Source organism: Pseudomonas sp. MF6747 (assembly GCF_963890955.1).
Taxonomy (GTDB): domain Bacteria; phylum Pseudomonadota; class Gammaproteobacteria; order Pseudomonadales; family Pseudomonadaceae; genus Aquipseudomonas.
Window position 1 is genome coordinate 38,561 of sequence record NZ_CAWPSZ010000006.1, and the last position, 12,542, is coordinate 51,102.

Consider the following 12,542-nt stretch of genomic DNA (forward strand, 5'->3'; position numbering starts at 1 on the left):
GCTTATCTGAATAAACCCATTGCCTGAGCGAGGGGCCGCTTCGCGCCCCAACGCGGGGCAAGCCCGCTCGCCCCAACCATCACAAACCTGCGTACTTCAGAGTAAGCCCAACCCCTTGGCATCGTTTTTGCTCGGTATTGATGTAGTAGCCACTTCACGAATCAAGTGTGTCGCGAGACCCCAGGTCCGCGATGCTTTTTTTTGACTGTTTCGTGTAGTAGCCACTTCACCAACTGACACAGGCGAAGCGAATGATCAGTCCCTCCATCACGGTTGCACTAGAGGTCAATGGCCGCACCCGCGAAGTCAGCGCCATGGCGGACACGCCGCTGTTGCTGGTGCTGCGCAATGACCTGGCACTCAACGGCCCCAAGTACGGCTGCGGCCTGGGCGAGTGCGGCGCGTGCACGGTGATCATCGACGGTGTCGCGGCACGCTCATGTGTGTTCCCGCTGGCGGGCGCGGCAGGGCGTGAAATCGTCACCCTCGAAGGCCTCGGCACTCGCCAGGCGCCGCACCCGGTGCAGCAGGCGTTTATCGACGAGCAAGCCGCGCAATGTGGCTACTGCCTCAACGGCATGATCATGACGGCCAAAGCCTTGCTCGACCGTAATCCCAACCCCAGCGAAGCCCAGATCCGCAACGAACTCTCGGGCAACCTCTGCCGCTGCGGCACCCATATCGAAATTCTGCGCGCGGTATTGCGTGCTGCTCACCTCTTGACCGTGGATGGCCGACCATGACCGATATCCCACTTTCCCGTGACCAGTGGCTGGCCAAGACGGGCGTCTTGTTGATCGTCGACGATGTGCTGCCGCCCTCCGGCCCGGTGGCCAAGGGCGGCACGCCGACTGTGAAACCCAAAGAGCTGGGGCTGTTTATCGCGGTCAACGATGACGGCCTGGTCTATGCGTTCAACGGCCATGTGGACCTGGGCACCGGCATTCGCACCTCGCTGGCGCAGATCGTCGCCGAAGAACTGGACCTGACGATGGACCAGGTAACCATGGTGCTGGGCGACACCGAGCGCGCGCCGAACCAGGGCGCGACGATTGCCAGCGCGACCTTGCAGATTTCGGCGATCCCGCTGCGTAACGCGGCTGCCGAAGCACGACGTTTTTTGCTGGCGCGGGCGGCGGGGCGCTGGGGCGTGAGCACCGCCAGCCTCAAGGTCGAAGCGGGCGTTATCCAGGCGGCAGACGGGCGCGCCACCCCTTACGGTGAGTTGGTCAGCGGCCAGCATGACCAGTTGCGCATCAGCGGCGACGCCCCCTTGAAAGCCATCGAGGATTACCGCCTGGTGGGCAAGGGCGCCGCGCGCGTGGATATTCCCGGCAAGGCCACGGGCGAGCTGACCTACGTGCACGACATGCGTGTGCCGGGCATGCTGCACGGCCGCGTCGTGCGCCCGCCGTATGCCGGTCTGGACTGCGGGGATTTTGTCGGCAATAGCCTGCTGCGTGTGGATGAAGCGTCCATCGCGCATATCCCCGGCATTGTTGCCGTGGTGGTGATCCGCGATTTTGTGGGCGTGGTCGCGTTGCGCGAAGAGCAGGCGATCAAGGCCGCCCATGAGTTGCAGGTGCAGTGGAAGCCCTGGAATAACGCCCTGCCGGACATGAGCGATGTCGAGCAGGCGATCCGTGACAACCCGCGCGTACGCCGCACGGTGCTCGATCAGGGCGATGTCGATGCAGCCCTGGCGGGCGCCAGCCAACGGATGCCGCGCAGCTACCTGTGGCCCTATCAAATGCACGGCTCAATCGGCCCGTCCTGCGCCGTGGCCGACTATCAGGCCGCGGGCAGTCGCGTGTGGTCGGGCAGCCAGAACCCGCATCTGCTGCGCGCCGACCTGGCCTGGTTGCTGGACTGTGATGAAGCCCTGATCGACGTGATTCGCATGGAAGCCGCCGGTTGCTATGGGCGCAATTGCGCCGATGACGTCTGCGCCGATGCGTTGCTGTTGTCGCGCGCGGTGGGCAAGCCGGTGCGCGTGCAACTGACCCGCGAACAGGAACACCTGTGGGAGCCCAAGGGCACGGCGCAGTTGATGGACGTGGACGGCGGCCTCAACGCAGACGGCAGCATTGCCGCGTACGATTTTGAAACCAGCTACCCCTCCAATGGCGCGCCGACCCTGGCGCTATTGCTGACCGGCCGCGTTGAGCCCGTGGCGGCGATGTTCGAAATGGGCGACCGCACCTCGATCCCGCCGTATGACATCGACAACATGCGGGTGACTATCAACGACATGGCGCCCATCGTGCGCGCCTCGTGGATGCGCGGTGTGTCGGCGTTGCCCAATACCTTTGCCCACGAATCGTATATCGACGAGCTGGCATTTGCCGCCGGCGTCGATCCGGTGGAGTACCGCCTGCGCTACCTCAAGGACGAGCGCGCCATCGACCTGGTCAAATCCACCGCCGAACGCGCCAACTGGTCACCGCGCACCGCGCCCATGCAAACCGCCAGTGAAGACCATTTGTTGCGCGGCCGTGGCTTTGCTTACGCGCGCTACATCCACAGTAAATTCCCCGGTTTTGGCGCGGCGTGGGCCGCCTGGGTGGCGGATGTGGCCATCGACAAACACACCGGCGACGTCTCGGTGACGCGGGTGGTGATCGGCCATGACTCGGGGATGATGATCAACCCGGCGGGTGTGCAGCATCAGATCCACGGCAATGTGATCCAGTCCACCAGCCGCGTATTGAAGGAGCGGGTGACCTTTGAGGAATCGACGGTGGCCAGCAAGGAGTGGGGCGGTTACCCGATCCTGACCTTCCCTGAAGTGCCGCAGATTGACGTGCTGATGATGCCGCGCCAGGACCAGCCGCCGATGGGCGCCGGTGAGTCGGCCTCGGTGCCCAGCGCGGCGGCGATTGCCAATGCGATCTATGACGCCACCGGCATTCGTTTTCGTGAGTTGCCGATCACGCCCGAGCGGGTGTTGGCAGCGTTGAATGCCGGCACCCTCGGCGAGCCTGCGACGTCGCCACAGAAACGCAAAAAATGGTGGTTCGGCGCGCTGTTTGCGACGCTGGGCGCGGTGATGGCCACGGCCTGGCCGTTTCACAGCGCGATCGCACCGATTGCCCCGCCCAGCGCCGGCACCTGGTCCAAGGCCACCCTGGAGCGCGGGCGTTTGCTGGCGGCGGTGGGCGATTGCGCGGTCTGCCATACGGCACCGGGCGGCGCGAACAATGCCGGTGGGTTGGCGCTGGAAACGCCGTTCGGCACCCTGTACAGCAGCAATATCACCCCGGATGTGAACACCGGCATCGGTGCCTGGTCGTACCCGGCATTCGAGCGGGCGATGCGTGAGGGCATTGGCCGTGACGGGCGCAATTTGTACCCGGCGTTTCCCTATACGGCGTTTCGCAATATCAATGAGGCGGACATGCAGGCGCTGTATGCCTACCTGATGTCGCAAGCGCCAGTGAGCCAGGCGCCGACGCCGAATGCCATGCGCTTTCCGTTCAATATCCGGCCGTTGATGGCGGGGTGGAATGCGCTGAATCTGAGGCGCGGTGAAATCACCCTGCAACCGGAGCGCGGCGAGCAGTGGAATCGCGGTAATTATCTGGTCAATGGGTTGGGGCACTGCGCGGCGTGCCATTCGCCGCGTAACCTGATGGGGGCGCAGAAGGGCGGTAAATCCTTCCTGGCCGGTGGCATGGTTGATGGGTGGGAAGCGCCGGCGTTGACAGGTTTGTCCAAGGCGCCAACGCCATGGACTGAGGACCAGTTATTCACCTATTTGAGCACCGGCTATTCCGATGCCCATGGCGTGGCGGCGGGGCCGATGGGGCCGGTGGTGACTGAGTTGGCGAAGTTGCCCAAGACCGATATTCGCGCGATGGCGGTGTACCTGGCATCGCTCAAGGGCGAGGCGACGGCTGAGGCGCAAACCGTGGCGGCAGCGACGGTGCCGAATCCGAAAGGTCGACGCGTATTCGATGGCTCGTGCAAGGCCTGTCATGCTGATGGCCTGGGGCCGAAACTGTTTGGGGTGAGCCCGTCATTGGCGACCAACACCAATGTGCACAGTGATCAGCCGGACAATTTGATCAAGGTGATTTTGCAAGGCATCAGCAACCCGGCGACCAAGGACCTGGGGTATATGCCGGGGTTCAAAGACAGTTTGTCGAACACTCAGGTTGCCGACTTGGTCGCGTACCTGCGCGGGCAATTTGCGCCGAATGCGGCGCAGTGGAAAGGGGGGGAGCAGAAGGTCGCACACCTGCGGGCCAACCCGGGCACCCACTGATATTCCACAACCGGTGAAGGTCAAATGTGGGAGCTGGCTTGCCTGCGACAGCGGTGCGTCTGCACCGAAAATACTACCTGACACATCGCCATCGCAGGCAAGCCAGCTCCCACAGGGGTCAGAGCCGGTTTCTACAATGAGTCAGGGGAGACGCCCCTCAGCACCAAGTCAGTGATAAACCCCAGCCAATCCTGCTGCTGCCCCTTATCCGCCAGGTCTTCACCCAGAAACGAACTGAGGGTATGGCGGTTGGAGTTATAGAAGTAGCACAGCGAAGCGATCATCAAGTACACGTGCTTGAGGTCGACATCCTGGCGAAACACACCCTGGGCCTGGCCGGCCTCAATGATCGGTTTCAACACCCCAACCGCTTCGCCCGACAATCGGCGCATCTCCCCGGACTGTTGAGCGTGTTTGCCTTGGTGCAGGTTCTCGATGCTCAGAATCGCCACGAATTCCGGATGCTTGACGTAGTAATTCCAGATAAACGCGACCAGGTCCTGCAGCGCCTGCACGGGCGCCTCCAGGTTGAGCTTGAGTTTGCTTTCGGCTTTGTTGAACTGCTCGTAGATGTGTTCCAGCACGCAGATGAACAGGTGTTCCTTGCTGCCGAAATAGTAATAAAGCATGCGGTCGTTGGAGTCGGCCTTCTTGGAAATGGTGTCGACGCGCCCGCCGGAGTAACCGTCGCGGGTGAACACCTTGACCGCCGCCTGCAAGATGCGCGCGCGTGTCTGGTCGGCCTGCTGAGCCCGAATACCGGTCTTCTTGATCACCATCTCAACGCGCCTTGCAGCCAGTCTGGGCGCGAAATATAGCATGGGCTTTTTCGCGGCCGTTCTGTGACCGACAAGTTCTGTAATAAAAACGCCACTGCGCTGGGGATTGGATCCGAGTCGGGCTATTTTGGTGCATCCCAATAACTAGAGTAGCCATGGATGAAATACCAACCCTTCAGCCGCACCTTAATCGCCACCGCTCTGGTACTGACGGTCAGCGGTGTGCACGCCGCTTCCCAGGCCCCGGTGGCCGGTGAAAACGGCATGGTAGTCACCGCCCAGCATTTGGCCACTCATGTGGGGGTGGATGTGCTCAAGGCCGGCGGCAACGCAGTCGATGCGGCCGTGGCCGTGGGCTATGCGCTGGCGGTGGTGTACCCGGCGGCGGGTAACCTCGGTGGCGGCGGCTTCATGACCGTGCAACTGGCGGATGGGCGCAAGACCTTTCTCGACTTCCGCGAAAAAGCCCCCCTGGCGGCCACTGCCGACATGTACCTGGACAAAGACGGCAAGGTCGTCGAAGGCCTCAGCGCCAAGGGCCACCTGGCGGTCGGCGTGCCCGGCACCGTGTCCGGCATGGAAACCGCGCTGAGCAAGTACGGCACGCTCAAGCGCGCCCAAGTGATTGCCCCGGCGATCAAGCTGGCGGAAAACGGCTTTGAACTGGAGCAGGGCGATATCGACCTGCTGCACACCGCCACCGGTGAGTTCGAGAAAGACAAAGACCTGCGCGCGATCTTCCTGCACAACGGCCAACCGATGCAGGTCGGCCAGAAACTGGTGCAGAAAGACCTGGCCAAGACCCTCAAGGAAATCTCCGCCAAGGGCACCGACGGCTTCTATAAAGGTTGGGTCGCCAAGGCTCTGGTGGACTCCAGCCAGGCCGGCAAGGGCATCATCACCCAGGCCGACCTCGACAAATACAAGACCCGCGAACTGGCGCCCATCGAGTGCGATTACCGTGGCTACCACGTGGTCTCGGCACCGCCGCCGAGCTCGGGCGGCGTGGTGATCTGCCAGATCATGAACATCCTCGAAGGCTACCCGATGGCGGACCTGGGCTATCACTCGGCCCAAGGCCTGCACTACCAGATCGAAGCGATGCGCCACGCCTACGTGGACCGTAACAGCTACCTCGGCGACCCGGACTTTGTGAAGAACCCGATCGCCCACCTGCTGGACAAGGACTACGCCGCCAAGCTGCGCGCGGCCATCGAACCGCAGAAGGCCGGGGATTCCCAGGCGATCAAGCCGGGCGTGTCGCCGCATGAAGGCAACAACACCACGCACTATTCCATCGTCGACAAGTGGGGCAACGCGGTGTCGGTGACCTACACCCTCAACGACTGGTTCGGTGCCGGTGTGATGGCGAGCAAGACCGGCGTGATCCTCAACGATGAAATGGATGACTTCACCGTCAAGGTCGGCGTGCCGAACATGTACGGGCTGGTCCAGGGTGAAGCCAACGCCATCGCACCCGGCAAGGCGCCGCTGTCGTCGATGAGCCCGACCATCGTGACCAAGGACGGCAAGGCCGTGATGGTGGTCGGTACGCCAGGGGGCAGCCGGATTATCACCGCGACCTTGCTGACCATCCTGAATGTCATCGACTACAAGATGAACATCCAGGAAGCCGTCGATGCGCCGCGTTTCCACCAGCAGTGGATGCCTGAAACCACCAACCTGGAGACCTTCGCGGTGAGCCCCGACACTCAGAAAATCCTCGAGAGCTGGGGCCACAAGTTTGCCGGGCCTCAGGATGCCAACCACCTGGCCGCAATCCTGGTGGGCGCGCCGTCCCTGGGTGGCAAGCCGGTGGGCAACAACCGTTTCTACGGGGCCAACGACCCGCGCCGCAATACAGGCCTGCCCCTGGGCTACTGAGGCATGAGGTGGTGATGCAGGTGAGCCAGGGACAGCGCCAGGCTGTCATGCGATAACTGGGTGGCGGCGCCTTCGGCGCTGTCTCTGGCGGCCGGCATCACACGCTCGAACATGTGGTTTTCATAAGCCTGCACTGCTGCCGAGCAGTCAGGCGTCTGGAGCAGATGCTGCGCCAGTTCGGCCGCATCGAGCATCGCTGCATTGACGCCTTCGCCACCAAATGGCGACATCAGGTGCGCTGCATCCCCAATCAATGTCAACCCCTGACGGTGGTTCCAGCGATGGCCCACGGGCAGGGCGTAGATGTGCCGCGTCAGCACGGTTTCGTTGGCCGCTTCAAATAACGCCAGGATGTCCGCGTGCCAGCCTTCGAACTGGGCTTTGAGCGCAGACACACTGCGGGGCGCGGCGGCCCAGTCGGTGGGCACGCGGAAGATCGCGTAGCCGCGCAAGTGCGCGTTGGCATTGCGTTGCACGATGATCGCCTTGGCGCCGCCTTCGACTTCCAGCTTGCCGCGACCGACCAGCCTGGCGATGTGCGGGTGTTGGCGGTCGACATCATCGATGCCGAACTCGATAAACGTCAGCCCGCTGTACTGCGGCACGTAAGGCGACAGCAGCGGCCGGATTTTGGACCAGGCGCCATCGGCACCGACGACCAGATCGAATGGGCCGTGGCTGATCTCGCCCTGGTGCAGCGTCCAGCGTGCGTGCTCGGCCGGGCGAATGGCGCTGATGCCGACGCCCCAGTTCACACAGCCTGCGGGCAGCGCCTCCAGCAGGATCTGGCGCAAGGCCGTGCGGTCGACCTCCGGGCGGTCTCCGGCATCAGGGTTGGGGGCTTCGAACAGCAGGCGAGCGTGTTGATCCATCAACCGTGAGCCTTGGTCTTCGTAGCGCGCGATCCGGTTGAAGGCGTCTTCCAGGCCGGCACGTTGCAGCGCCAGTTGGCCGGAGTCGACATGCAGGTCGAGCGTCCCGCCTTGCGGGCGTTCCAGCGGCCCGCGTTCGCGCTCGAACACGCTGACGGCAACGCCATGACGTGTGAGGATTTGCGCCAGGGTCAATCCGCCAGGACCGGCGCCGACAATCGCAATACGCGTTGGAATGTTCATTGAAATGGCCCTTGGCGATGTTTATAGGATCCTATACATTTGATGCATAGGCTCCTATGGAAAGTCAACGACCCCATGAATGTTCAAACCCCGTCACCCAATCCCATGCAACAGATAGGTCTCGCCAACCGCGGGTTTATCCGACTTTACGAGGGCCAGCTACGCGCGTTGGGGTTTGCCGTGGCGCAAATTCCGGTGCTGGTGGCGCTCAAGCACAGCGAGGGTCTGCCCCAGGCTGAATTGGTGCGCATCGCCCGTGTCGAGCAGTCGAGCATGGCGCAGCTGCTGGGGCGCATGGAGCGTGATGGAATGATCCAGCGCATGGTCGACCCCACAGACAAACGCAGCCGCCTGATCACCCTCACCGATGCGGTGCGTGAACGCATGCCTGCGGCCTACGCCGTGATGGTGCAGGGCACGGCGCAGGCGCTGCAGGGCTTCAGCGCTGAGGAAGAGGCGACGCTGCTGGCGTTATTGCTGCGCGTGAATGCCAACCTGGAGCGTGGTTTGGATTGAACATCCGCGCCGCTTTCAGGTTCTACCCCAAGAGCCCTGTAAGGACCGGACCGATGAAAGCGCTGAAAATCGCCACCTTCAATATCAACGGCATCCGTGCCCGTCTGCCCAACCTGCTGCAATGGCTTGAGCGCGAGCAGCCCGATATTGTCTGCCTGCAAGAGCTCAAGGCGCCGCAAAGCCTGTTTCCCTATGCCGACTTCGAAGCAGCCGGCTACGGTGCGATCTGCCTGGGCCAGGCCTCGTGGAACGGCGTGGCCATTTTGGCGCGCGATGCCCAGCCGCTGGAGAGCCGGCGCGGCTTGCCGGGCGATGACAGCGACACGCAAAGCCGTTACCTGGAAGCCGCGGTGCATGGCGTGTTGGTCGGCTGCCTGTATCTGCCCAATGGCAACCCGCAGCCTGGGCCGAAATTCGAGTACAAACTGGCCTGGTTCGAACGGCTGATCGATTATGCCCAGGCGCTGCAAGCCAGCGAACACCCGGTGCTGCTGGCCGGGGATTTCAATGTGGTACCCACCGACCTCGACATCTACAACCCGCGCTCCTGGCTCAAGGACGCCTTGCTGCAACCCGAGAGCCGCGCGTGTTATCAGCGCCTGCTGGAGCAGGGTTGGACCGATTCGCTGCGCCATCTGTACCCCGAAGAGCGCGTCTACACCTTCTGGGATTACTTCCGTCAGCACTGGCAGACCAATTCCGGGCTGCGTATCGATCACCTGCTGCTCAATCCCGCGCTCAAGCCTTACCTCAAAGACGCCGGCGTGGACGCCTGGGTGCGCAACGAGCCGCACGCCAGCGATCATGCACCGACATGGATTCAACTGAGCACCCGCAAAAAGCGCTAATCAGCGCGAATAATGGCCAAGGCGTCGGCTTTGCCCAAGGGGTGCTGCATGCGTTGTGAAAGGCGCGCCATGGCTTGCTGATGTTCGCAGGCAATCACGGCTTCCACTTGATCATCACGGCACAGCAAGGCAATGAAGTCGTGACGATTCACATCACCTTCCACGTGCAGGCGGTTCCAGTGCCGCGGATGGCCGAGCACTTCAAAGGTTTTGCCGAAGTGGTAGGTCCAGAAGAAGGGCACGTCGGCGTACACCTGCGTGTCTCCAAGCATATTGCGCGCGGCCAGCACGGCCAGTTGCTGGGCCACGCGCCAGTGCTCGATGCGTGTCGGCTGCTGACGCCAGGCAAAAGTCACGTTGTCGCCGGCCGCCCATAACCCAGGCGCCACCTGTAAATGACTGTCTGCGTTCAGCGACTGATCCTCGGCTTTGTCGACGCCCTGGATAAAGCCTGTGGCGGGTGTGACGCCAACGCCCATTACGACCAGGTCTGCCGCCAGGCGCTTGCCGTTTTTAAGCAGCACGGTACTCACCGCGCCGTGACCGTTGAAGCGTTCGGGCTCGGTGTTGCAGTGAAAGATCACGCCATTGTCTTCGTGCAATTGGCGAATGGCCGCACCGATGCGCTTGCCCAATTGCGCAGCGAGAGGAATGTCATGGCGGCTGACCACCTGCACCACCAGGCCCCGTTGGCGCAAGGCGGACGCGGCTTCCAGGCCGATAAAACTGTCGCCGACAATCACCGCGCACGCTGCCGACTGCGCTGCTTCATCGATTCGCGCTGCATCCTCGCGGCTGCGCAATACAAACACGTGGCTCAATACGGCGCCGGGGATGTCCAGTGGTTGCGCTTCGCCTCCGGTGGCGACCAGTGCCGCGTCATAGTCGAAGTGACGACCGTCGGCGAGTTCGATGCGTTTGGCGCGGGCGTCCAGGCGCTGAACTTCGCCGTGAATGCCAATAGGCTGCTTATCCAGCAGTGGCGGCGTGTCTTCGGGCGTCATCTGGCCCGCGATCACGAATTTGCTCAGGGCGGTGCGGTCGTAGGCCGGAGCTTGTTCGCGGTCGATCCACAGCAATCGTCCGCTGAAGCCCTGCTGATGCAACGTCGCCACGGCGGCAGTGCCTGCCGCGCCAGCGCCGATGACCGCAAAACAGCGGTGTTCATCCCGCGCTGGCGCGGCTTCGGCGACGATGGGCTCGTCGCCAACACTGACCACGCCATCGTGCACCTGCACCGGGTATTGCGTGAGCCCGACCAGTGCTGGAGGTTCGATGACGGCGCCGCTGTCCACGGCAAACGCCGCTTTGTGCCAGGGGCAAATAATCCGCCCGTTACAGATCACACCTTCTTCCAGCGGAGCGCCGGCGTGCGGGCAGTCGGCCTGGAAGGCGCGCACCCGGTCGCCGACACGCACCAGCAAGACAGGATGCTTTGCCGCGGTGACGCGAACGCCACGGTTTTCCGGCAAGTTAATCAGGCGAGCAACAATGCGCATGTTCATAGGCCAATCTCCTTTAGAAGATTGACTGGCGCCGAAGGAAAGGGACTGCGTTGACCCGATGGGCCTTACGCCAGCAGTTGCGCCACCGCTTCAAATGCCTTGTCACGCCGCGCTTGCCAATGGCCGCCAATCACCACGGCGGGCTGCTGGTGCTGTTCGATCCACGCCAGGCTGCCCTGGAAAAACGCCCGACGATCAGCCAGTTCCGGTTGGCAGCGCTGGCCGTCGGCGGTCCACTCAACATCCTCGGGAGACAGCAGCAGATGCAGGTCGTAATGCCGGGCCAGGAGTTCGTCGTCCAGCCAGGCCGGGTAGTCGCCGAACAGCGTCTGGCTCCACAGTTTGTTCGTCAACAGGTGAGTATCGAGCACCAGCAGGTTGGGCTGTTCGGCGCGGGCAGCGTCTTCCCAGGCCAGCTGGCCGCGGGCGATCGCCGGAATATCCGCCAGGGTGGTGTCGCGTTGGTGATGGTCGATGAAATACCGCACGTATTCGCCAACCATCAGCCCGCCAAAGTGTGCATGCAGTTCAGCCGCCAGCCAGCTTTTGCCGCTGGATTCGGGGCCTGCCAGTACTACCACTTTCATGCGTGCAACGCCGGGTCGCTGCGCCATTCACGCCAGCCTTGCACGGCAATCGCGGTGAACAGGGCATAAAGCGCGGCGGTGAGGTACAGGCCTTTGTAGAGGAACAGGCCGACGAAGATCACGTCCACGGCGATCCACAGTGGCCAGCATTGCACGCGTTTTTGCGCCATCCACATTTGCGCCACCAGGCTGAAGCCGGTGAGGGCGGCGTCGAGCCATGGCTGGGCGGCGTCGGTCCAGTGGGCCATGGCCGCGCCGAGCAGCAGGCTGAAGACGGCGCCGACGGCCAGGCTGCTCATGATCGCGGGCACGCCGAGGCTCGTGACCTGACGGCCTTGCTTGACCTCGCCGGCGCGGGTCCATTGCCGCCAACCGTAAAGTTGCAGGGCGGCGTAGACCACTTGCAGGAGCATGTCGGAATAGAGCTTTACGTCGAAGAACACCCAGGTGTAGAGCAACACCATGACCAGGCCGATGGGCCAGCACCAGGGGTTTTGTTTGACCGTCAGCCAGACAGCGATCACCCCCAGGGCGGCGGCGAACAATTCAAGCCCGGACATGGCGGTTCCTTGGGAGAGTGGGAGAGGGCGCTAATTGTAACCAGAGGTGAGGAATGTTTAAACGCGGATGTGGAGGTATACACATTGCTGCGGTCATGGCGGCTGGCGTGGTTTGACGAGGTGCCTGAGATTGATGCCAAAAGCAGAGCACGGCGTGCGTGGCAGAAGCTGAGCAACACCCCATCACCAGATGTACTGAGCATCAACTGTGGGAGCGGGCTTGCTCGCGAAGGCGGTGTGCCAGTGACCCATGAGCTGACTGAACCACTGCCTTCGCGAGCAAGCCCGCTCCCACAAGTTGACCGAGTTCAGCGGCCAGCGCCGTGCTGCTTTGCCTTTCTGTGGGAGCTGGCTTGCCTGCGATGCAGGCACCTCGGTGTATCAGGCACAACCAGTTGATGCCATCGCAGGCAAGCCAGCTCCCACATTGAATTGGGTTCAGCTCTCAAGATCAGGTCGGCTATCAGGCCGCCACGGCTGT

The 12,542-nt window shown here is 62.7% G+C and carries 10 protein-coding genes; 5 read left to right on the forward strand and 5 right to left on the reverse strand.

Annotated features, from left to right (window positions below; all coding sequences use genetic code 11):
* The first annotated feature begins 251 nt into the window (after nt 1-251).
* Together AACW30_RS07675 and AACW30_RS07680 are read left to right on the forward strand one after the other, a co-directional pair.
* Complete coding sequence (locus AACW30_RS07675; RefSeq protein ID WP_106577957.1) at nt 252-743, forward strand: (2Fe-2S)-binding protein; 492 nt, start codon at nt 252-254, stop codon at nt 741-743.
* Nucleotides 740-4,267, forward strand: a complete 3,528-nt coding sequence (locus tag AACW30_RS07680) for a molybdopterin cofactor-binding domain-containing protein (RefSeq protein WP_200624640.1) — start codon at nt 740-742, stop codon at nt 4,265-4,267. Before AACW30_RS07675 ends, AACW30_RS07680 begins: the two co-directional genes overlap by 4 nt.
* A 131-nt stretch (nt 4,268-4,398) precedes the next feature.
* Here the strand turns inward: AACW30_RS07680 and AACW30_RS07685 are convergent, their stop codons facing one another.
* A complete protein-coding gene (locus AACW30_RS07685) occupies nt 4,399-5,046 on the reverse strand; it encodes a TetR/AcrR family transcriptional regulator (protein WP_200624641.1) in 648 nt (215 codons plus the stop codon).
* A gap of 159 nt (nt 5,047-5,205) precedes the next feature.
* Here AACW30_RS07685 and ggt point away from each other — a divergent pair, with 159 nt between their 5' ends.
* A complete protein-coding gene (gene ggt / locus AACW30_RS07690) occupies nt 5,206-6,930 on the forward strand; it encodes a gamma-glutamyltransferase (protein WP_200624642.1) in 1,725 nt (574 codons plus the stop codon).
* On the opposite strand, the gene AACW30_RS07695 is transcribed toward ggt, so the two are convergent.
* Nucleotides 6,924-8,045, reverse strand: a complete 1,122-nt coding sequence (locus AACW30_RS07695) for an FAD-dependent oxidoreductase (protein WP_200624643.1) — start codon at nt 8,043-8,045, stop codon at nt 6,924-6,926. The genes ggt and AACW30_RS07695 overlap by 7 nt on opposite strands.
* 75 nt (nt 8,046-8,120) lie before the next feature.
* Between AACW30_RS07695 and AACW30_RS07700 the strand changes: the two genes are divergently transcribed.
* The gene (locus AACW30_RS07700; RefSeq protein ID WP_200624644.1) at nt 8,121-8,561 is read left to right on the forward strand and encodes a MarR family winged helix-turn-helix transcriptional regulator; all 441 of its coding nucleotides are present in this window, start codon (nt 8,121-8,123) and stop codon (nt 8,559-8,561) included.
* Nucleotides 8,562-8,614: 53 nt separating this feature from the next.
* Nucleotides 8,615-9,409, forward strand: a complete 795-nt coding sequence (xth, locus tag AACW30_RS07705) for an exodeoxyribonuclease III (RefSeq protein WP_119739616.1) — start codon at nt 8,615-8,617, stop codon at nt 9,407-9,409.
* On the opposite strand, the gene AACW30_RS07710 is transcribed toward xth, so the two are convergent.
* From AACW30_RS07710 to pnuC, 3 genes are all read right to left on the reverse strand, one after another.
* The gene (locus AACW30_RS07710) at nt 9,406-10,914 is read right to left on the reverse strand and encodes an FAD-dependent oxidoreductase (protein WP_200624645.1); all 1,509 of its coding nucleotides are present in this window, start codon (nt 10,912-10,914) and stop codon (nt 9,406-9,408) included. The genes xth and AACW30_RS07710 overlap by 4 nt on opposite strands.
* 65 nt (nt 10,915-10,979) lie before the next feature.
* A complete protein-coding gene (locus AACW30_RS07715) occupies nt 10,980-11,501 on the reverse strand; it encodes an AAA family ATPase (protein ID WP_179607759.1) in 522 nt (173 codons plus the stop codon).
* The gene (gene pnuC / locus AACW30_RS07720) at nt 11,498-12,061 is read right to left on the reverse strand and encodes a nicotinamide riboside transporter PnuC (protein ID WP_200624646.1); all 564 of its coding nucleotides are present in this window, start codon (nt 12,059-12,061) and stop codon (nt 11,498-11,500) included. The genes AACW30_RS07715 and pnuC overlap by 4 nt, the downstream gene beginning before the upstream one ends.
* Nucleotides 12,062-12,542: the final 481 nt, after the last annotated feature.